The 19,254-nt window shown below is 65.6% G+C and carries 20 protein-coding genes and 2 other RNA genes; 10 read left to right on the top strand and 12 right to left on the bottom strand.

All coding sequences use genetic code 11. The features are described from left to right. Positions 1–7: 7 nt before the first annotated feature. From ssrS to IPL75_08495, 4 genes are all read left to right on the top strand, one after another. A non-coding RNA gene (gene ssrS, locus IPL75_08510) (6S RNA) lies at positions 8–191 on the top strand. A 17-nt stretch (positions 192–208) separates the two neighbouring features. Then, positions 209–1,210, top strand: coding sequence for a thiamine-phosphate kinase (gene thiL / locus IPL75_08505; protein ID MBK9240300.1), 1,002 nt, complete (start codon positions 209–211; stop codon positions 1,208–1,210). A gap of 29 nt (positions 1,211–1,239) precedes the next feature. Further along, on the top strand, positions 1,240–1,698 hold the full coding sequence (locus tag IPL75_08500; protein MBK9240299.1) for a 3D domain-containing protein: 459 nt from the start codon (positions 1,240–1,242) through the stop codon (positions 1,696–1,698). A 211-nt stretch (positions 1,699–1,909) separates the two neighbouring features. Next, the gene (locus IPL75_08495) at positions 1,910–2,719 is read left to right on the top strand and encodes a hypothetical protein (protein ID MBK9240298.1); all 810 of its coding nucleotides are present in this window, start codon (positions 1,910–1,912) and stop codon (positions 2,717–2,719) included. 5 nt (positions 2,720–2,724) lie between these two features. Here IPL75_08495 and IPL75_08490 read toward each other — a convergent pair whose 3' ends face one another. Continuing rightward, entirely contained in the window at positions 2,725–5,337 is a 2,613-nt protein-coding gene (locus IPL75_08490; protein MBK9240297.1) for a hypothetical protein, read from the bottom strand. Positions 5,338–5,354: 17 nt separating this feature from the next. Between IPL75_08490 and IPL75_08485 the strand changes: the two genes are divergently transcribed. After that, positions 5,355–7,007 carry a hypothetical protein gene (locus IPL75_08485; GenBank protein ID MBK9240296.1) on the top strand — a complete coding sequence of 551 codons (1,653 nt, stop codon included), beginning with the start codon at positions 5,355–5,357 and terminating at the stop codon, positions 7,005–7,007. A gap of 52 nt (positions 7,008–7,059) precedes the next feature. Here the strand turns inward: IPL75_08485 and IPL75_08480 are convergent, their stop codons facing one another. Together IPL75_08480 and IPL75_08475 are read right to left on the bottom strand one after the other, a co-directional pair. Next, positions 7,060–9,147, bottom strand: coding sequence for a transglycosylase SLT domain-containing protein (locus IPL75_08480; GenBank protein MBK9240295.1), 2,088 nt, complete (start codon positions 9,145–9,147; stop codon positions 7,060–7,062). A gap of 1 nt (position 9,148) precedes the next feature. Continuing rightward, the gene (locus IPL75_08475; protein ID MBK9240294.1) at positions 9,149–9,922 is read right to left on the bottom strand and encodes a hypothetical protein; all 774 of its coding nucleotides are present in this window, start codon (positions 9,920–9,922) and stop codon (positions 9,149–9,151) included. 120 nt (positions 9,923–10,042) lie between these two features. Between IPL75_08475 and ssrA the strand changes: the two genes are divergently transcribed. Then, positions 10,043–10,394: a transfer-messenger RNA gene (ssrA, locus tag IPL75_08470) on the top strand. An 11-nt stretch (positions 10,395–10,405) separates the two neighbouring features. Here ssrA and IPL75_08465 read toward each other — a convergent pair. Then, a complete protein-coding gene (locus IPL75_08465; protein MBK9240293.1) occupies positions 10,406–11,371 on the bottom strand; it encodes a site-specific integrase in 966 nt (321 codons plus the stop codon). Positions 11,372–11,533: 162 nt separating this feature from the next. After that, positions 11,534–11,878, bottom strand: coding sequence for a helix-turn-helix domain-containing protein (locus tag IPL75_08460; protein ID MBK9240292.1), 345 nt, complete (start codon positions 11,876–11,878; stop codon positions 11,534–11,536). A 27-nt stretch (positions 11,879–11,905) separates the two neighbouring features. On the opposite strand from IPL75_08460, the gene IPL75_08455 reads away from it, so the two are divergent. Together IPL75_08455 and IPL75_08450 are read left to right on the top strand one after the other, a co-directional pair. Then, a complete protein-coding gene (locus tag IPL75_08455; protein MBK9240291.1) occupies positions 11,906–12,265 on the top strand; it encodes a type II toxin-antitoxin system RelE/ParE family toxin in 360 nt (119 codons plus the stop codon). After that, positions 12,262–12,585: a helix-turn-helix transcriptional regulator gene (locus tag IPL75_08450; GenBank protein MBK9240290.1), complete on the top strand. Its 324-nt coding sequence runs from the start codon at positions 12,262–12,264 to the stop codon at positions 12,583–12,585. Before IPL75_08455 ends, IPL75_08450 begins: the two co-directional genes overlap by 4 nt. Positions 12,586–12,944: 359 nt before the next feature. On the opposite strand, the gene IPL75_08445 is transcribed toward IPL75_08450, so the two are convergent. Then, complete coding sequence (locus IPL75_08445) at positions 12,945–13,091, bottom strand: hypothetical protein (GenBank protein ID MBK9240289.1); 147 nt, start codon at positions 13,089–13,091, stop codon at positions 12,945–12,947. A gap of 514 nt (positions 13,092–13,605) precedes the next feature. Further along, positions 13,606–13,800: a hypothetical protein gene (locus tag IPL75_08440; protein MBK9240288.1), complete on the bottom strand. Its 195-nt coding sequence runs from the start codon at positions 13,798–13,800 to the stop codon at positions 13,606–13,608. A 22-nt stretch (positions 13,801–13,822) separates the two neighbouring features. On the opposite strand from IPL75_08440, the gene IPL75_08435 reads away from it, so the two are divergent. Continuing rightward, positions 13,823–14,668 carry an alkaline phosphatase family protein gene (locus tag IPL75_08435; protein ID MBK9240287.1) on the top strand — a complete coding sequence of 282 codons (846 nt, stop codon included), beginning with the start codon at positions 13,823–13,825 and terminating at the stop codon, positions 14,666–14,668. Here the strand turns inward: IPL75_08435 and IPL75_08430 are convergent. The 5 genes from IPL75_08430 to IPL75_08410 all read right to left on the bottom strand — a co-directional run bounded on the left by IPL75_08430 (position 14,613) and on the right by IPL75_08410 (position 18,814). Beyond that, complete coding sequence (locus IPL75_08430; protein ID MBK9240286.1) at positions 14,613–15,311, bottom strand: ABC transporter ATP-binding protein; 699 nt, start codon at positions 15,309–15,311, stop codon at positions 14,613–14,615. The genes IPL75_08435 and IPL75_08430 overlap by 56 nt on opposite strands. 1 nt (position 15,312) lies before the next feature. Continuing rightward, positions 15,313–16,506, bottom strand: a complete 1,194-nt coding sequence (locus IPL75_08425; protein MBK9240285.1) for an ABC transporter permease — start codon at positions 16,504–16,506, stop codon at positions 15,313–15,315. Next, positions 16,503–17,693, bottom strand: coding sequence for an efflux RND transporter periplasmic adaptor subunit (locus IPL75_08420; protein MBK9240284.1), 1,191 nt, complete (start codon positions 17,691–17,693; stop codon positions 16,503–16,505). Before IPL75_08420 ends, IPL75_08425 begins: the two co-directional genes overlap by 4 nt. A 10-nt stretch (positions 17,694–17,703) precedes the next feature. After that, positions 17,704–18,150 carry a hypothetical protein gene (locus tag IPL75_08415; protein MBK9240283.1) on the bottom strand — a complete coding sequence of 149 codons (447 nt, stop codon included), beginning with the start codon at positions 18,148–18,150 and terminating at the stop codon, positions 17,704–17,706. A 79-nt stretch (positions 18,151–18,229) separates the two neighbouring features. Then, positions 18,230–18,814 (bottom strand): Crp/Fnr family transcriptional regulator, encoded by a 585-nt coding sequence (locus IPL75_08410; protein MBK9240282.1) that lies wholly within the window; start codon positions 18,812–18,814, stop codon positions 18,230–18,232. Between the two features lie 79 nt (positions 18,815–18,893). Between IPL75_08410 and IPL75_08405 the strand changes: the two genes are divergently transcribed. Next, entirely contained in the window at positions 18,894–19,241 is a 348-nt protein-coding gene (locus IPL75_08405) for a cupin domain-containing protein (protein MBK9240281.1), read from the top strand. Positions 19,242–19,254 lie beyond the last annotated feature (13 nt).

Raw genomic sequence — 19,254 nt, 5'->3', positions numbered from 1 at the left:
ATGGGACCAGCTCCTGCTTTGTTCGTGATGGTTTAGAAGCGTCGTTTGAGCCGATGCTTTTCTTCCAAGTGAGCTGCAAACGCCGCGTGGTGTGCATGCCTCCCGCGAGGAGGAAGCCTGAAGCGCGGTACAAGCGGTTCCACCTGTCTAACAGGTTCATTCGACCTTCCCACACGGCAAAGCGGGGCTCCTTCCACCATTGGCTATCGTGACCATCACTGAACTGGGAGAACGCGCCCTGATCGCGCGGCTTCGGGCCCGCATGCCTTCCCCGCCCGACTGGGTGGTCACAGGCATTGGCGATGATGCGGCCGTGCTGCAGCCTGAACGCGGCATGGTGGATGTCGTCACTACCGACGCGATGGTGGAAGACATCCACTTCCGCCGGGCCTGGTCGGCACCTGAGGACATCGGACACAAGGCATTGGCCGTCAATCTGAGCGACCTCGCAGCCATGGGCGCCGCACCGCGCGCACTCCTGCTGTCACTCGCGTTGCCCGAAACGCTGCCGCTCGATGACTTCGATCGCATCCTGGACGGATTCCTGGCGCTCGCCGCTCAGGCACGGGTGCCGCTGGTGGGTGGCAACATCACCCGGTCGCCGGGCCCAGTCGTGATTAACGTGACGGCCATCGGCGTGGCGCGGCCCCGGCGCATCCTGCGCCGCTCGGGCGCTCGCCCGGGCGACCGACTCTATGTCACGGGGCGTCTCGGCGCGGCCGCGACGGGCCTCGCCCTGCGTGAATCCGGAGCCGACCTCGCCGGGCTCGATGACGACGGGCGCGCCTGCGTGTCGAAGTACGACCGGCCTGACGCGCGCCTGCGCACGGGTCAGATTGTGGCGCATAACCGCGCGGCGTCGGCCTGCATGGATCTGTCGGACGGCCTCGCAGACGCGCTCACCCAGGTTGCCGAAGCGAGCGCCTGCGGCGTGGAAGTATTGGGCGACGCGCTGCCCCTGCACCCGGGTGCCCTCGCCTGGGCCGCAGCCACGGGCGCCGATGCCCCAGGACTGGCGCTCTCTGGTGGCGAAGACTACGAGCTGCTGTTCGCCGTCCCCAGGCGCCGCACACGATTGTTTCTGGCCGCAATTCGACAGGCCGGCGAAACCAGCGTCACCGAAATCGGCGTGTGTACAAAGGAACGGGCGACGTGCGTGGTGGCCGGTGGCGCGCGCGCCGACCTGCCGACCGGCTTCTCACATTTCTGATCGATTCCAGCTAGAGTGTTCGGCAGCACATGTCGTTCCGCCTGTCCCGGTCTCTGCGGATGAAGCTGCTGGCCACCGGCGCCGCCGGCGTCCTGTTTCTCGCCATCTACGAGGGCGTGATGATGGATTCGCGCACGGCCCTCGTCGAGACGGCCAGCGAAACTGCGGCACCATCCCCCGGCCGCCTGTTGCGGTTTGACGTGACCGCCTACTGCAAGGGCGAAACGACCGCATCCGGCGTCAAGGTCAGGCCAGGCATCGCCGCATCCGACCCCGCCTTGCTCCCGGCCGGGTCAATCATCCGGATCGAGGGGGTGCCGGAGGCCTACGAAGGCATCTACACCGTGCTCGACACAGGCCCAGAGGTGCAGGGGCGGGAACTGGACATCTACATCTGGAGCTGCTTCGAGGCACTCGATTTCGGCCGCCGCAAGGCCGCCGTCACCGTCCTCCGCATGGGCTGGGACCCGAAAGCCTCGGTTCACTAGATCACGTCGGATCACAGGGAGACTCCGAGTCTTTGAGGCTCTTTTCTTTAGGTTTAAGCAGATCTGACCTCTGAGCCTCTGCGCCTCCCTGTGATCCGTCGTGGGTCCTTCCCTGTGCTCCGTCGTGGATTTTCGTGGCCGCGAGGTCTATTCCCTGACAGCTGAGCGGCCGATACCCCCCGAAACGGAGGTTTCCATGCGAGGTTGTACGTTGCGGGCACTACTCTTTGGCGCTGGGCTCATGGCCGCTGTGGCGCTGCCGTCCACGGCACTGGCGCAGGCCGACGACCGCCCGCCGTCCACCCGGGCGATCGGCGAGGAGTATCACATCGAAGTGGGCGGCGCCATCTGGCGCCCGGGCCTGTTCGGCCTCATTGCGTCCGAACAGTTCGGGATCGTCGGCACCCAAATCGACTTCGTGTCCGACCTGGGATTCAAAAAAACGCAGTTCATGGACGGCCGTCTCGTCCTGCGCCCCAGCAAGAAGAGCAAGTTCCGCTTCCAGTACACGCCGGTCAGCTACACTGCCGACTCGACGTTGAAGCGGCAGATCATCTTCAACGGCATCCTCTATCCGGTGAACGTGCCGATCAAATCGACGTTCGACTGGAAGGTCTGGCGCGTCGGATATGAGTTCGACTTCTTCTACACCGACCGCGGTTATGTCGGCTTCCTCATCGAAGGACGGTACACGCAGATGAGTGCGAGCCTCAAGTCGCCGATCAACGACGAAGCCACCGTGGCCAAAGCCCCTCTGCCGGCCTTCGGCCTGGTCGGCCGCGCGTACCCGTTGAAGAACATCTCGATCACCGCCGAAGTCAGCGGTTTCCAGTTGCCGGATATCGATGAGAACTACCAGGCCAATTACGTGGACATCGACATCTACGGGACCATGAACTTCTCACGGCACCTCGGCGTCCAGGTGGGCTGGAGGCGCATGAACACATTCCTGCGCGTGAAGACAGACCAAGGCGACTTCCGCTTCAACGGACTCTGGTTCGGCGGAGCGCTTCGGTACTAGATCGATTAACGGTTGAGTGGGATCCACACGCCAAGGAATCTGGCGTCCTGCCCCGCCGTGTCTGATGGCCGGAAGCCGGACGATGAGGTGATGGTGATCGGCCAGCTGCCTAACGCGTCGGCGGCCGGCAGCGTCACCGGGCGCACTTCGCCGGCAGCCATCGTCAGGACCTCCTGCCATCCGCCGACCTGAATCGTCACCGTGTTCGCGGCGCCGCCGTTCTGCACCTGCAGCACGTGCCCTCGATTCGCAGCAGCACCGCCGCGAGCCAGCACGAAGCTGGTTGAACGTCCGCCCCGCACCCAGAATCCCTGCGTCTCGGGAAACACATTGCCATCAAGGAAGAACACACCCGCGTCGCCGTAGGCGGCGAACTGACGCGCGAAAGCGCCTGGCGCCTGAGCGACTGACGCCGGCGCGAGACTGGCGTGCACCTGCCGGGCGAACTCGGGGGCCCCACCTTCCACAACCAGCGCAGCGGCACCGGCGGGCAGGGTCACCTGGAAGGAGTGTGACGATGACGCCGGTACGTCGAAGCGGTACAAAGCCGGCGCGGGTGGCCGCGCGATGCGAACGGTCAGGGTACCGGCGAGACTTCCCGACGTAACGTCGAGGCGATAGAGGCCGCCGGGGACATTCGCGAGCGAGATCACCGCCGCAGACTGACGGTCCGAGATCGGCGGCCGGAAGCGCTCAAAGCGAAGCGGTTCGGCCAGCGCGTCCCACCGGCGCATCCCGCTGCCCACCCGCCAAACAGACGCGTGCGCCCCTGCGGCCGCGTGGATGACAAGTTGGGCCCGAGCCGCGTCCAGAGGCGCACTGCCTGTCACCCACCAGCCCACCTGGGTGAGCAGCATGAAACCCACCAACATCCCGGTGGCGACGATGGTGCGCGAGGTGGCAAATGTGCGGAGCGCAAGCCACCACACGGCGAGCACCGCGAGCGAGGCTGCGGCATGCCGAAGAAATGCGACTTCCGTGTCCCAGAAGAAACTCGGCCACGCCCCTGGGAGGTTCACAAGCGGGTTCAGCCACTCGAGCCAGGCCGCCTGGGCCGCTCGGCGATCGTTCCAGGCCATCGCGCCTCGATCGACCGATAACACCAGGGCAGTGATCGCGAGCGACACCAGCAGCCCGGCGAGCAGCAACCGGCGGTTCGCGACGCCAGACCGCGACCACGCCACGGCGAGCGGAAGTACGAGCAAGGGCAGGGCCGCGGTCATGAAGCGCGAGGGCAGCCCAGGCACGCCCGCCCACCACATCCAGTAACTGGCCACCGCCATCGCGTACACCATCACGATGCCGATCGACAGCGCGCTCAGCAGGCGCAACCGGCGCGGGGCGTTCACCATCACACCAAGGCCTGCGGCGAGCAGAACGGGTGCAAACGTCATCAGGCCGAACTGCTGGTCGACGAACAATCCGGTCACCGCACCCCAAATCCACGACCGGATTTCTGGATTGGGCCCGTACGGGACGCGGGGGTCGAACGAACCGTAGAGCACATAAAACGTGGTGAGCCACGCCAGGGCGCTGATCGCCGGAAGCGCGCTAAAGAGCGCGACTCGCCGCAGACGGCCGGCCATTGGGCGAGCTTTGTCGCGGAGCATCAGCACGAGCAAGGCCAGGCCGAGCGCGCCGGCCAGGACGCTGAACCGCGTGTGGAGCCACGGCAACGCTGCAAGAGCCGCGGACACCGAGACCACAGCGCGACCGGGCGCGTGTGGCAGTGCCACCAGCAGCCAGACACCGGCGGCCACCGCACAGGCGCCCGGCGCGTCTGGAAACACCATGAAGCTCAACACGGCCATGGTGGTGGACCCGGCCACGGCCGCCCAGGCAAACCACGCGGCTGATGCGTCTCCTGTGAGGCGCCACGCCGATTGCCAGAGCAAGGCGCCGGTGACCGCGAACAGCAGAATGAGAGTCGCCTGCGCGCCTCGAAACCCGAAGAGGGCGAACCCCGGCAGCACCAGGGCCGACACGCCTGGCGCATGGATCGAAGGGATGCGCCCATCCTTGCCTCGCACCAGGTAGTCTGGGGCGATCGAGCCCCCGAAATACGACGCGTAGTCGCGGGCCGTGTGATTGTTCTCGATGAACAAATCGCCGTCCTTGAGCAGGCTCTGCGTGATGACCAGGTAGTGCGGCTCGTCGCCGCCTGGCACGCGCGGGTCGGCCGCCCATGCGGCGCCGAGCGCGATGACGAGCGATCCCAGCGCCGCCACACGGGTCGCCCGGTCAGGCGTCTGCGCGCCAATCGCGCTATTGAGCCACCCGAGCGTCCGGCTGCCTTCTGCCGCCAGCAGCGATGCGCCGATGGGCACCCAGGCGAGCGCTCCCGTCCACACCAGGGCCGCCGCGGGAAGGGGGATTGGCCACCACGGCATCGTGCTCAACAATGCGGGAACAGCTGTGATCGGGCGTGCGCGCCAGGTGGGCACACACGCAGCGAGTGCGAACGCGAGAAGGCCGGCCCACCATGGAGCAAATGCGAGCAGGCGACCGGCTCCGGAGTCGCTGGAGATCACACCGACCGTGCCGGCCGCGCACCATGCTGAAATGCCGATGATGGCGGGTCCCACACCCGCGCGCACACTGCGATAGAATTCCCGCATCCGGCCGTCATTCTTTCATGCCTTCACGACTCCGCGACGCATGCGTCGCCTCCCTGATTGCGATTGTCGTGGCGGCGATCCTGACGTGGCCCATCGCCGCCCGCCTCGGGTCTGCCGGACGGGTGGACAGCGGCGACGGCAGGCATGGTGTGTGGAATGTGGCGTGGGTGGCGCACGCCCTGACCACGAATCCGGCATCGCTTTTTGACGCCAATATTTTCTACCCCCACAAGCAGACGTTGGCCTACTCAGAAGCCAACATCATTGCCGGCATCGTCGCGGCGCCCGTCTGGGTCGCCACGAAGAATCCGTACGCCAGCTACAACACCGTCGTTCTGCTGGCATTCGCCGGAGCCGCGCTCTCGGCTTTTCTCCTGGTCCGGGTGCTTGGCGGCAGCCAATTGAGCGCAAGCATCGCCGGGCTCATGTACGGCTTCAGCCCCTACATGTTCGCGCACGTGCCGCACATCCAACTCCTGATGACGTTTGGCCCACCGTTATCACTTGCGGCGATGCACCACTTCACCAAGGCGCCGTCAATGCGACGCGGCGCACTCCTTGGCGCCGCCCTGAGCGTCACCGGGCTGGCCTGTGCGTACTACGGCATCTTTGCCGGGCTTGCGACCGGGTTCGGCCTTCTGTGGAACGCCATTGCGCAGCGCCGGCTCCGCCAGTCGCGCTTCTGGCTTGGCGCGCTGATGGCGGCGGGCGTCGTGGTGGTCATGGTGGGTCCGTTTTTTGTGCCCTACATCGGAGTGCGCGAAGCGGGCTTCGCGCGGTCGCTCGCCGAAGCCCGACTCTACTCCACGCGCGGGCCCGAGTATCTGGCCTCGGCCGCCTGGGTGCACCGCTGGATGCTGCCCTACCTCGGTGACTTCAGGGAGGTGCTGTTTCCGGGATTCCTCTCAGTGCTGCTCGCCACCGTGGGCGCCGGTCTCGCCCTTCGAGCGAAGGCGCCACATCGACAGACGATGGTGTTTTACGTGGCGGTGGCGCTCCTGGCGCTGTGGATTTCGGCAGGCCCGGATGCCGGCCTGTATTCACTGCTCTACCAGGTGGTGCCGGCGTTTTCGTTCCTGCGCGCACCGGTACGATTCGGCCTGCTCGTCGGGCTTTCGGCCGCAGTGCTGGCCGCGTTTGCGATCACGTGGCTCGAACGACGCCAGGTGAAGCTGGGCCCATGGCTGGCCTCCGCGCTCGTCGTCATCGCATTGGCCGAGTCGTGGGTGGGTCCCCTGCAACTGGCAGACGCACCGGCGGTGGCGCCGGCGTATCGCCGGCTCGCCGTGATGCCGCGAGCGCCGGTGGCCGAGTTTCCATTCTTCAAGGACGCGTCTGACCGGCACCGGCACACCGAATACATGCTGATGTCCACGTTCCACTGGCAGCCGCTGATCAATGGCTATAGCGACCACACCCCGGCCGGCTTCCCGGAGGACGCCGCGGCGCTGGCCAGTTTTCCTTCACCTGAGGCGTGGGCGGTGCTGCGCGCGCGCGGGGTGCGATGGGTCGTCGTGCATTTCAACGACTACCCTGCCGACGTGGGCCCGGCCTTGCGCCTGCAACTGCAGAACATGCCAAATCAGCTGAGGCTCGTCGTGGACGAACACCCGGTGTCGCTGTACGAAGTGATCTGGCCCACGCCGGGTCTAAAGACCCGGCCTCCATAGGAGGGACGACTGTCTTCGGAGGCCGGGTCTTCAGACCCGGCTATGCCGATGTCTAGCGCCGGGGAGTGGCGGCCGGCGTGCGGCGATACAGCAGCCGGTAGTCCTCGGCGGTGCCGAGGATTTTCTTCACGTAGCCCTGTGTTTCGGGGAACGGAATGCCGTCGATGAACTCGTCGCGATCGACGCCCGGTCGTTCGGCCAGCCAGCGCGACACGCGGCTTTCTCCGGCGTTGTACGACGCCAGCGCCGGCGCGACGCCGCCGAAACGTTTGACCAGGTCAGCGAAGTACGTGGTGCCGATGCGCACGTTGATTTCGGGCTTGGTCAGGCTGGCGGTGTTGAACGGCCGGATCTTCAACGAGCGGGCATACTGCCGGCCGGTGGAGGGCAGAATCTGCATCAGGCCCCACGCGTCAGCGGCCGACCGGATCTCGGGGTCGAACGTGGATTCCTGCGCGACGAGCGCCGCCACCAGATACGGATCCAGTTTGTGGAGCGCGGAGTGCTTCTGAATGAGATCCCAATAGGCCACCGGGAACAGGACCGTGAGTAATTCGCGCGGCAGCGTTTCCCCGCCATCCGCCATGTATTGCGGGTAGGCGCGCTTCATGGCGCTGATGCCGAGGCGCAATTCCCCGTCGCGGTTCAAGGCATACGCAAGGGTGGCCTCAATCAGCGGCGAGTTGCCCTCGAGCCGCTGGACTCGCTGCAGTTCGCCGGCAGCATCGGCATAGAGTTGCGACGTCAGGAGCGCCTGGATGAGCGGAACATTGCTTGGCGGCGCGCCTGGGGCAAACGCCACTCGTGATTCGCGGCGCACCGGCTTCACCGCCCCTGCGGCCGTGGGGCGCGATGCCGCGAGCATCTGACCGAGGACGCGTTCGGCTTCACGGCCGTAATACGAATTGCCGTAATCGGCCATCGTCTGCTGGTAGCCGGCCACCGCGCGCTCACGGTGGCCAAGGCGCTCATTCGCGCGTGCCGCCCAGTAGACCCAGCCAGAACGATAGTCGGCGCGACGCAGCCCCTGCGCGGCGCTTTCGAAGAGGCGCACGGTCTGGGCGTAGTTCCCGCTCGAGAACGCCCACCACCCGGCCTTCCAGGCTGCACGACCGGCAAACGCGCCCGTGGGGAAGCGATCGTACTGCTCCGTAAACACCGCCGCGGCCTTCCCATCGTCATCGGCCAGGATGAAGTGCGTGCCCAGATCGTTGAGGGCGGATTCGACGAAGACCGGGTCGCGGCCGCGATCGACAAACGCGCGGACGTCGCGCAGGTACTCTGCGTGGCGTCCCATATCGCGGAGCACACCCACTCTGAAGTACTCGGCTTCGTCGCGATTGGTGCCGCCGCCGGCAATGTAGGCGTCGAGCGCCGCGAGTGCCGCGGGATACCGCTTCAGGCGCGCGTCGCACTGCGCCAATCGCAGGTCCACGAGGTCGCGATCGATCTTGCCGGCCAGCGGCCGCACGCCTTCATACGCGATGCGCGCCTCGGGATACTGCCGCGCCGCATACAACTGGTGTGCGCGGCTCATGGCAACGGTCAGACGTTCGGCGGTGGCCGCCTGGAATGACGGCGCCAGGCTCAGGAGCGCTTTGGTCGCGTCAGACGCTTCTGGAGACGAGGGGAATTCGTCGTGGATGCGCGTCAACGCCTTCACGGCACTGTCGAGCTGCCCCGCTTCCCGTGCTGCCAGGCCCAGGCGGTACAACGCCTTCGCCATTGACGATGCGACGAGTGGTTGGGTGGTGAGCGTCGCCAGCGCTTTGGTCGCGTCAGTCCAGGCCAGTCGTGCTTCGGCCGCGTCGGCCGCCAGCCACAGCGCCTGTTCGAGCAAATAGCCTTCTGGTTTGGTGGCGAGAACGGCCGCAGCGGAGGCGGCCGCGTTGTCGAATTGTTTGTCGGCCAGTTCGGCTCGTCCCAGTTGCAGCCGAACGTAGCGCCCGACGACCGGTTGGCCGATAGAGCGTCGCAGTGCGGGTAGTGCGAGGGCGGGTTTGCCGTCTTCGAGGTGTGCGAGCGCCGTGGCAATCGCATTGGGCCGGGCGTCTGCCGGCGTTGGTGCCAGCCAGAGTCGGTCCTGCGCACCAAGCGCCGCCACCAGCGAGAGACCGAACGCCAGTGGGAGGAATCGCATGTCAGTCGGCCCGGGCCAGCACTTCCACCGTGCGGGCCGACGTGACGTTCTCAAGGCGAATCGCCGCATGACGTGCGAGGAGTTCCAGTTCCTCAGTCCAGAGCGGCGCGTCTTCGTGCTCCACCGAGCGCGACATGTCGTCTGCGTACAGCACCGCCACCACTTCCCCGCCGACGGTGAGCGGCACGACCAAGCCGGTGTGTCCCGCAGGCACGCGCATGAAGGCAGGCCCTTCGCCGTCACGGCCATCAATGACCGGCGGTACGAAACACGTCTGTTTGAGCGCCACGGCTGCGGCGAGCGTTCCCGATGCGCCAATAGGCATTTCAGTGGGGCCGGTGCCTTCGGCAAACCCGAAGTGGCCCCAGGTGCGGAACATGTAGCCGTCCACGAGCAGGATGGCGACGCGCGACGTTTCAGCGGCCGCGCCGCGGGCCAGGGCTCCGAGGATGGCGTTGAGGCCATTGGACTGGTCGATTCGTCGCACCGACCCCAGCAGCCGTTCCATGGTTTCCACACGCGCTTCGCGCGTTGCGCTGGCGGGCACGGCCGACAGGACCGGGGCCACCACCTGTTCAGGAACCGGTTCACCAACCGGCGCCGCGGACGTGACTTGCTGGCGGAGCTGCTCGAGTTCGCGGGCGTGCCTGGCTTCCTGGTCGATGATGAGCCCGATCAGGTCTTTGGTCAGGGCCTGCACCCGCGCCTCCAGGTCATGGATCGTCCGGTCCAGATAAGCGTCAACCACCTCGCGCACGCGCTGCTCGTTTGTCATGTGGTCTGTCAATTATGAACCAAAGGGCGGGGCTGTACAACTGGGGAACTGGGGAACTGGGGAACTGGGGAACTGGGGAACTGGGGAACTGTTAAGATGGTGGAGCGACACTGACCTTGTGGGGGCGACACGGCTTCGACGGGGGCAAGGGATCGTGGGATGCATGCCGAGCCATTTCCACCCGACTCGTTAAACCGGCGGAAACACAATGCAACTGCGGACACGCAGCTCGCACTCGCGGCCTAATCCCCGCGACGTGCACCCTCACCAGCCTGCGGGTGGGGAGTGCACGCCATTTAGCAGGCTGGTTCTCTAGCGCGTCCGGCGCCTGAGGACGAGACTTCACGGACTAGCGGCCGGCACGTTCGTCGAACTTCGATGACGGTCGCGAACCTTTAAGTTCGACTACGCATGTAGACGCCTACGGTGACAGGCCTTTCGGACGCGGGTTCGACTCCCGCCGCCTCCACCATCTAACCTGTTCTACCGAGTGATGTTAGCGGACTCGGTAGAACCCGTTGCCAACATGTTGCCAAAGGCCGAGCCGGTTCTCGGTGCATCGAGAAGCCGAATCGCTCCTTCAACCGCGGCCGGGCTCAGGTGCATGTAACGCTGTGTCGTCTTCAGATCCTGATGCCCCGCGAGTTCTTGAATTGCCCTCGCCGGGGCGCCCAACATCGCTAGACGAGAACAGAACGTGTGTCGGAGGATATGCACCCCAGGCCGCACCCCCGCTATTCGGGCCGCGCGGGCTACCCAACTCTGCACGATCTTCATCGTGAGGGGTTCCCCACTCGCCTGGACCAATACCTGTTTGCCACGCAGGTGACGATGCGCTTTCATGGCGATCGCCAGGCGCTCCGTCATCGGCACGTGTCGCAACCGGCCTCCTTTCGTCGTGGTGAGATGCCCTTTCCATTGCGAGTGCTCCACGCAGAGTTGACCCTTGTGGAAGTCGACATCCGTCCATTCGAGCGCCAGGATTTCCCCCAACCTCAGCCCAGCGTCTCCACCGAGGAGCACGATAAGGGATGTGTCAGGTCCCAGCCCGTCGGCTGCCTCAACCAGTCGCTCGTAGTCGTCGAAGTCATGGAACGCCATCGACGGCGTCGGAACGGCCAGCAATCGAATCGTGCAGGGCACCTTCTCAATGACGCCCCATTCGACCGCCTTCTTGGTCAGCACGCCCAACACTGTGAGCACGTTGTTCACGGTCTTGGGTGACTTCATCCGCAGTTCGCGCTTCAGATCCTGCACCGATTCCGTGGTGATCGTGTCGAGTCGTCGACTTCCTAACATCGGAATCAGGTGCCGATTCAGGATCGTCTCCTTGGCGGCAATCCCGCTCGGCTTCTGACGATTGGCCCGCGCGTAGCCATCCAGGAACCTCTGCGCAAATTCTTCAAGCGTTGGAACCTCCTTCGTGGGTTTCGGGAGGCCATGGAGCACAAAGTGCCTCTCCCTGTCCTGCCCCCATCGCTGGGCCGTTGACTTCGACACCGTCTTGAGCAACTTTCGCTCGCGAACCTCCTTTCCGTCTGGCAATTTGAGGCGGATGTCGACATGCCAACCACCCCGTTTGTACGGTCTGACTACTACGCTCATCGCTGTCTACCTTTCCAACGATGACGTGGACTTCTGGCCGAGCCAGTCTACCAAAGCCCTCTCCTGGACGAGGACACGGCGGCCGAGCCGGACCACTCCAGGGAGCTGCCCTCGCTCGACCATGGCGTACACGGCCTTCCTCGTCGTTCGCAGCAACTGCGCGACCTCGCCGCTAGTCAGGAGGACGGGAAGTTTGCGCGTTTCTGGATCGCGTCGAGTGGTGGTTGATCCGATGCCAGCCGAGTCCATTACTGGTACGAACGCGATCTGACAGGCCATCCTGACCGCGGCACCGAGGCACATGGTGGCGCGCCCGAGCAGGTGGCCGGCGAAGTATAACCCTCGACACATTATTCCTTATATGGCATACTTTAAGCCGTGGCGTGGGAAGTTGAGGGCACCAACGAATTCGCCGGCTGGTTCGGTGACCTCAACGACGAAGAACAGGTCAGCGTCGGTCGCGTCGTCGAGTTGCTGGTCGAACATGGACCAGCGTTGCCGTTCCCGTATTCATCCGGTATCGCCACGTCGCGGCACCGCCACATGCGTGAGTTGCGGATTCAGCACGAGGGGAGTCCGTATCGGGTGCTGTATGCGTTCGATCCGCGACGGGCGGCGATTCTTCTGTTGGGTGGCGATAAGAGCGGAAACGACCGTTGGTACGACGAGCAGGTCCCGCTTGCCGACACCCTGTGCGACGATTACCTCCAGGAACTGAAACGGGAAGGGTTGATATGAAGCGACACAAGTGGTCTGACATCAAGACTCGCACGAAGCCGGAGACCCGCAATCGGATGGAGGCGGAGGCGCAGCGTCTGTCCGACGATTTGCACTTGTCGCAGCTTCGGAAGGCCCGAGGCCTGACGCAGGAGACGATGGCCGAACTGCTCGGCGTGAGCCAAGCAGAGGTGTCCAAGATGGAGCGGCGGACGGAGCTTTACGTCGGCACGCTGCGGAAGTTCATCGAAGCGATGAACGGCGAGCTGGTCATCGCGGCGCGCTTCGCTGACGGAGTCGAGGTGCCGATTCGCCTAGCTGAGGAAGAGGACGCGGCCTGACCTCGTCCGCCGATCCCGCTAGCCCAGCATGTGAGCCTGTCCTCGTGTCGCCAGCACGAGCGGGAGCCGGCAGGTGGCCGCAGTGGCGCACGCGCGATAGAGGCGACGCTACTGCCCAATCGTGACAATGTTGCCAGATGCGATCGAGCGTGTGCCCAGGCGTCTTCTCTGACTGGTCCAGCAGACTCTCCGGGCCATCGATAGGTGCCAAGACGGGCTCGACGCTGACGCGGTCAAGACCGCGAGCCCGGCGTAGCCGGGGCCGAGCCTTGCGAGGAGTCTTGACGGCGTCAGCGTCGAGCCTGACAATCACGTTTCGTTGGCCCGGCGCTCAGGTCCCCGTCAGTACGAACGCAATTTCACACGCGGTTCTGCGCGCAATGCAACCCATCGGTGTCGCACCGATCGCGGCCTGATTCGTACCGCCCAACGGCGATCAGTTCGTCGACCACGCGTGTGTCGCGTCGGCGATCAAGGCGGAGCACGAGGCTGACAAAGTAGAGCACGAGGCGTGTTTCGCTTGGACTCCTTCAGGCGACACATGTAGCGCACGACGTGGACGCGCTTCGGTCGGGGTTTGATAAGCGGCATGGATGCACTTCTGGTCGCCGAACCGGCCACGACGGTGACACGGCGGCGGCTGACAGACGGGCCTCGGCCGTGTCCGAGGCCAGACACGGTTGCGGCTCATGCAGGCGAAGGGGGAGCGACCCCCGGCTTGGCCCGGCGCCGACAGGCGCTGGGTCAGGGGCCAGCGCGAAGCGGGGGGTCGCTCCCCCTTCGCTCTCGACCCCATCCGCAACCCAATTCGCGACCGAGGCGCTGGCCCAAGCACTCGTTTCGAGGCAACCGCGTGGAGTTCACAAGTCGGTATCAGTAAATGAGTTGCTCGTGGCTTCGAGGGCAGACGTGATGGCCACCGTGGGGGTCAGATGACGAGCCAGCCCCTGAGCCACACCGCGAGCCATCGGATTGGCGATACGGTGGCCCCATCAAACGCAGGTCGTGAGCGACTAGAAGTCAATCTGTTCCCGACCTCCCGCCGACCTTACCGTCCGATGTCGAACATAGCGGATGCCAAGCCTCGTGGAGCAGCCGCGCTGCCGCGGCCAGCTTTTTCGCTGCCACCATCGCGTACCACTGCGTGGTCGGCGCCCACTTGTGCCCCATCAACTCCTGAACGTCAGCCAGATCCATGCCCTGTGCTCGACGCACGGTCGCATATAGGTACCGCAGCTTGTGCCTGACTCATCTGTCGCACACCACGCTCATCACCGGGGTCAGGCCACGCCTGCACGGGGTTGTCGGCAACCGCGTCACCGTACGGCGCACGGGCGAGCGGCTGCTCTTCACGAACCTCACCAGACGTGAGTCGGTGAAGGCCGCGACGATCTTCGATGTCGTCAAGGCGAGCGGGCGACGCACCGCCGCGTTCTTCCGGCCCGAAACGCGAAGTGATGCAGCCATTGACGACAACGTGGCGGAGGTCTTCAGGGTCGAGGGCGGGCCCGACCCGCGCGAGGTGACGCCCGGGCTGCCAGACGAGCTGCGCAGCGCCGACGTGCCGATCGATGCGTACTACGCGTTCTACGACAACCCGTACGCGCAAGGCGCGGGCGACCTGGCGCTGACCCAGGCCGCCGCCCACGTCTTCGAACGACGGAAGCCGGCCTTCACCGCCATCCACCTGCTCGTCACAGACAAGGCCCAGCACGAGTTCGGCCCGTCCCACTATCTGTCGTGGGGTGCGCTCACCGCTGATATCGAGACCCATCTGACGCTCGACCCGAAGAATTCGTCCACCGCGCGGCGCCTGATGGACGAGCCGTATCACGGCCACGGCTTTCTGCCGGATTATCCAGAGATGTATCCAGTGCTCGTGCTGTCGGGATCGGGGATTGCCCGGGGCGCGCGGCTGGGCCACGTCCGGAATATCGACGAGCCGCCGACGATTGCCGCGCTGCTCGGTCTGGAGATGCGCGGCGTCGAGGGACTCGTGCTGCGCGAGGCCATCCGACAGCGCGCGTTCAGCGCAGCGCCTCCTCGACGGTCCGCCCATCGCGGATGTGGTAGGTGCGTTTGAAGGTCGGGATGATCTTCTCGTCGTGCGTCACGACGACGATCGCCGTCGCGTACTGGCTCGCCAATTGGTGGAGGATGCGCATGACGGCGAGGCCCCGCTCGCTGTCGAGTGGCGCCGTTGGCTCGTCGGCCAGAATGACAGGCGGCCGGTTGGCCAGTGCCCGGGCAATGGAGACGCGCTGCTGCTCGCCGCCCGACAGCTCCGCAGGCAGTGCGCTGGCGCGATGTGCCATGTCGAGGGCCTCCAACAGCTCTCGTGCACGGGCCCTCGCAACCGCGTTTGATTGGCCGGCCAGCATCGGGAGCAGGGCCACGTTGTCGGTGGCATCGAGAAACGGAATCAAGTACGGCGCCTGAAAGATGAATCCGATCCGGTCGCGGCGCAAGACACGCAGATCGGCGATCTTCCAGCCGCCGTCGTAGATCACCTGGCCACCCAGCGTCATGCGGCCGCGCGTCGGCTCAATGACCGCGCCGAGGCACTTGAGCAGCGTGGTCTTGCCCGAGCCGCTCGGCCCGATCAGCCCGACGACCTCGCCTGGCGCCACAGACATGTTGACGTCCTTGAGCGCATCGACGGCGGTCGGCCCTTCGCCGTAGCGTTTGCTCAATCCTTCTATCTGGATCCCGTCGACGCTCGTCATGTCAGCCCCCAATCGCGGCCGCCGGGTCCACGCGCAAAGCCGCGCGAATGGCCAGCGTGCTGGCGAGGACGCAGACGAGCATGACGATGACGAAGCCGATCACCGCGTCCCGGGGTTCGAGCAGCACGTATCGCGGGAACGCCGGCCCCCAGAGTGTGGCTGCGATCTTGCCAACCGCAAACCCGATCACGCCCAGCCACAGTGCCTGCTGCAGGATCATGCCGGCGATGGTCGAGTTGTGGGTACCGATCAGCTTCAGCACGGCGATCTCCCGGATCTTGCCCAGGGTCATCGTGTAGATGATGAAGGCCACGATAGCAGCGCTCACGATCGTCAGAATCACCAGGAACATGCCGATTTGTTTTGCTGCCGTGGCGATCAGTTTGGCGATCAGAATGTCCTCCATCTCCACGCGCGTAAAGGCTTCGACGTGTTTCCACCGGCGCAGGTCCGCCGCCACACGATCGGGGGCGTGGCCGCTGGCCACACGGACCAGCACGGCGTTGACGGTGTGGCCGCTGGTCTGCGAGGCCTCGATCGCGTCCAGCAGTCCCGGGACGCCGGGACGATTGAGCGCGGGGTTGTCTGCCGTACGCGCGCGCTCGTTGACGATCGCATCGTTGTCCTTCAGGAATTGCGCCTCCTGCGCATCCTTGAGCGGGATGAAGACCATCGGGTCGCCTCCGGAGGACACCATGCGCCGCGTCACGCCCACCACGGTGTAGTCGTGCCGACGAATGCGAATCTGATCGCCAACCGCGAATCCGGCGCTCACATCGACGACGGCTTCGTAGTGACTACGCGTCACGCGCCGTCCGGCGATGAGGTAGCGCGGCTCGCCCGGCTCCCCCGGGACGAACCCGACGACCATGGCGCGGACGTCCGTCTCGCCCTGGCGCACTTGCATCGTGAGGTACGTGACGTTGGCGGCCCGCGCGACGCCCGGCATCCCCAGGATCGTGCGGTACACATCGTCGTGCACGCTGGACGGCTCGGCGTAGGGGCCAAGCGTGTCCTTCTGCACGACCCAGAGGTCTGCGCCGCTGTTGTTGAGCAGTACCTTGGCGTCATCCACCATGCCGCGATAAACGCCCGCCATGGTGAACGTCACACCGATCAGCAACCCGAGTCCCACACCGGTGAATACGAACTTGCTCCACGAGTGCAGGATGTCCCGGCCTGCGAGGCTGATCATGGCACCGCTCCTCGCAACGCCGGCACAACCGTGACGCGGCTGCGGTCGCCGAGGTCGCGCTCGCTGTAGACGACCACCTGGTCGCCCACCTGCAGCCCGTCAAGAATCTGAACGGTCCCTTCGGCCCCCTCCACTCCGGTGATCACCGGGACGAACCCGAGTTGACCGTCCACGTACCGCCATACGCCCTGTTCAGAACCCCGATGCCGGAGGCTGGCGTTGGGGACGACGACGGCATTCCTGATCACGGGCAGGGTGAGGGTAACCTCGGCCATCTCGCCGCTCGATACGTCCGTGGGCGCGCGGTCAAACGCGACCTTCGCAATGCGTTCCTCGGTGACCGCATCGCTGATGGGCTCCACGCGCACAACCGTGCCCGCCAGCGGGGCAAGTGGATCCGCGCGACGTGTGATCCGAGCGGGCAAACCGGCCTGCAATCCCGCAGACCGTGCCTGGTCCAGACGCACGCTGATCCAGAGGCTGCCAGGATCCTCCAGCTTGAGGACGGCCTGACCGGCCACGACAGTTGACCCGGGTTCGGCGTCTCGCGCCGTGACGACACCGTCCACAGGGGCAACAAGGCGAAGGTTGCCGCGCTGCTGTTGCGCGCCTCCGGTGTCGGCCTGCAGGCGGGAGAGGTCCCGTCGGGCCGCCGTCAGTGACGCCTCCGCGGCGGCGAGCTGCGCCTGGGCAGACTGCTCGGCCTGTCGCGCGGCGTCCACTGAGCTCTGGCTGGCCGCGCCAGCGGCTCCCAGGGCTTCGGCTCGCCGCGCCTCGGTCGCAGCCCAGGTGTGACGGCTCCTGACGTCCTGCACCTGCGCATCGGCTGCGGCGACGGCGCTCCGGCCGCGATCGGCGGCTGCAGTTGTGGCGGCCACCCGGGTATCGAGATCCACAGGTTCCATCTCAGCCAGCAACTGTCCCGCAGCGACAGAATCACCAACGTCGGCGAGCACACGCCGGACGCGGCCGGCCGCCGTGGGTCCGATCACGTAGGCGCGGCGGGCCTCGACGGTGCCAATACCGAAGAGCGTAGGGGCCACATCCGCCCGCACCACTTGCGCCACCGTCACTGGAATCGGCGCGAGCGGGCCGCTCTGGGTGGCCACCCACCCGAGTGCCAGAAGCAGCCCGAGTGCCACCACCACAACCCAGACTTGGCGGGGAACTCTGAAGCGCCATGTCATACCGTGTCCTTCAGCGTTCCGTGAACTGGGTCAACAGGACGGAGACGGCCGGCGTCCCCACGATTTCATGCACGACGCCGGGCTCGATGGTCACCAGCACGCCGGGCGTGAGTGGCACCGGTTGCCCCTGGCCGGAGACCGTGAGTGTCCCGCTGCCTGCGACGCACTGAATCGTGATTGGCACGGGCGCGTTGTGCGCGGCGAGTGTGCCGCCGTTGCGCAGGGTGATCTGGACCAGCTTGCGCCCCGGTCCGGTGAACAACGACACGACCTGCTTGTCCGGTCCAGGCGCGATATCGATCAGCAAGGGGATGACGGTCATGGGGTCCTTTCTGATGGCAACGTCTTGTGTGGTGAGGCTCGCAGGGGCGTGCGAATCGGCGGCGGACGTCAGACCCGCGCCGAGCACCACCGCGACCGACACCGCGACACCTGTGATGAACGAGTGACTACCCATACAGCCGCCTCCGGGTTCAGTATGACGCCCCCCGTCAGGCCAGCGCAGTGACTTTAGTCACTCGACACGGGGTGCCGGTCTACTCGGACTCGAGGTCGGCTTCCAGGCCTTCGGGATCGAGGATGGTGAGCTCTCGCGCGTCAACAGCGATGAATCCCCGTGCCTGGAGTCTGGTGAGGTTGCGCGACACGAGCTCACGCACGGTGCCGACATGCGCGGCAAGTTCCTGATGACTGGCTGGCAGCGTGATCGTCGTGCCGCGCTCGGACGGTCGGCCGTTGGTGGCGGCCTGTCGCAGCAGCCAGGAGACAACTCGTTGGCGAACCGTCGTGAAGGACAACTCCTCGATCACGGCCACCACCCTCCGCTGACGTGCCGCGACGACCTGTAGGATTTTCAGCGTGACCTCCGGGCGTTCCAGACACAGCGCGCGGACATCGGCGCGCGAGATGAACAGCGCCTCGGTGTCGGATATCGCGGAGGCCGACGCCGGATACGGGCCGCCGTCGAACACCGGCAGTTCGGCAAAGGAACTCCCCGGTTCTTCCACGGCCAGGACTTGCTCTCGCCCGGAGGCCGAGGTCTTGAAGATCCTGACCCTGCCGGAGACGAGGACGTAAAGCCCCTGACAGGCATCGCCTTCTGCGAACAGAACCTCGCCCATCGCGTATCGGCGGACGTGTGCCCGGCCAGCCAGGGACAACAGCTCAGCCTGATCCAGAGCAGCAAAAAGCGGCTGCGCCTTGAGACAGACGACAGTACTCGACACGGATCCCCATCTTGCCACGGGGCGGCGCAAGCCGTCACCTGAGGTCGGCGAGGAGCGGCGCAAGCACCTCGGGCACGTCGGTCAGGATGCCGTTGACGCCCATCCGAATCAGGGCGTTGAGCTCCTCGCGCGGGAGCGTGCCCGCCGTCGTACCGAACACACGTCGCCGTACGACGCGTTGGTCCTCGTGCTTGAGGGTGAATTTGTCCTGGTCATCGGCGGCGTGGAGTATCGCGCGCCGCAGGGGACCATCGTTCGACTTCCGGCGAATGTGCCACACGCGCCGGTGCGCTCGCGGATGCTGCTGATGATGGTGAAGTGAGCTAAGGTTTGAG

It is taken from the genome of Acidobacteriota bacterium, assembly GCA_016716905.1.
GTDB lineage: Bacteria > Acidobacteriota > Vicinamibacteria > Vicinamibacterales > SCN-69-37 > SYFT01.
The sequence above is the reverse complement of the archived record's forward strand: the minus strand, read 5'-3'. Positions and strand labels throughout refer to the sequence as shown.

Bases quoted from the DNA above. Each gene is read 5' to 3' on its own strand.
- IPL75_08415 (MBK9240283.1), bottom strand. From the start codon at position 18,150: ATGGGTAGTCACTCGTTCATCACAGGTGTCGCGGTGTCGGTCGCGGTG.
- IPL75_08490 (MBK9240297.1), bottom strand. From the start codon at position 5,337: ATGCGGGAATTCTATCGCAGTGTGCGCGCGGGTGTGGGACCCGCCATC.
- IPL75_08485 (MBK9240296.1), top strand. From the start codon at position 5,355: ATGCCTTCACGACTCCGCGACGCATGCGTCGCCTCCCTGATTGCGATT.
- IPL75_08475 (MBK9240294.1), bottom strand. From the start codon at position 9,922: ATGACAAACGAGCAGCGCGTGCGCGAGGTGGTTGACGCTTATCTGGAC.
- IPL75_08480 (MBK9240295.1), bottom strand. From the start codon at position 9,147: ATGCGATTCCTCCCACTGGCGTTCGGTCTCTCGCTGGTGGCGGCGCTT.
- IPL75_08425 (MBK9240285.1), bottom strand. From the start codon at position 16,506: ATGATCAGCCTCGCAGGCCGGGACATCCTGCACTCGTGGAGCAAGTTC.
- IPL75_08460 (MBK9240292.1), bottom strand. From the start codon at position 11,878: ATGTGTCGAGGGTTATACTTCGCCGGCCACCTGCTCGGGCGCGCCACC.
- IPL75_08450 (MBK9240290.1), top strand. From the start codon at position 12,262: ATGAAGCGACACAAGTGGTCTGACATCAAGACTCGCACGAAGCCGGAG.
- IPL75_08420 (MBK9240284.1), bottom strand. From the start codon at position 17,693: ATGACATGGCGCTTCAGAGTTCCCCGCCAAGTCTGGGTTGTGGTGGTG.
- IPL75_08410 (MBK9240282.1), bottom strand. From the start codon at position 18,814: ATGGGCGAGGTTCTGTTCGCAGAAGGCGATGCCTGTCAGGGGCTTTAC.
- IPL75_08500 (MBK9240299.1), top strand. From the start codon at position 1,240: ATGTCGTTCCGCCTGTCCCGGTCTCTGCGGATGAAGCTGCTGGCCACC.
- IPL75_08430 (MBK9240286.1), bottom strand. From the start codon at position 15,311: ATGACGAGCGTCGACGGGATCCAGATAGAAGGATTGAGCAAACGCTAC.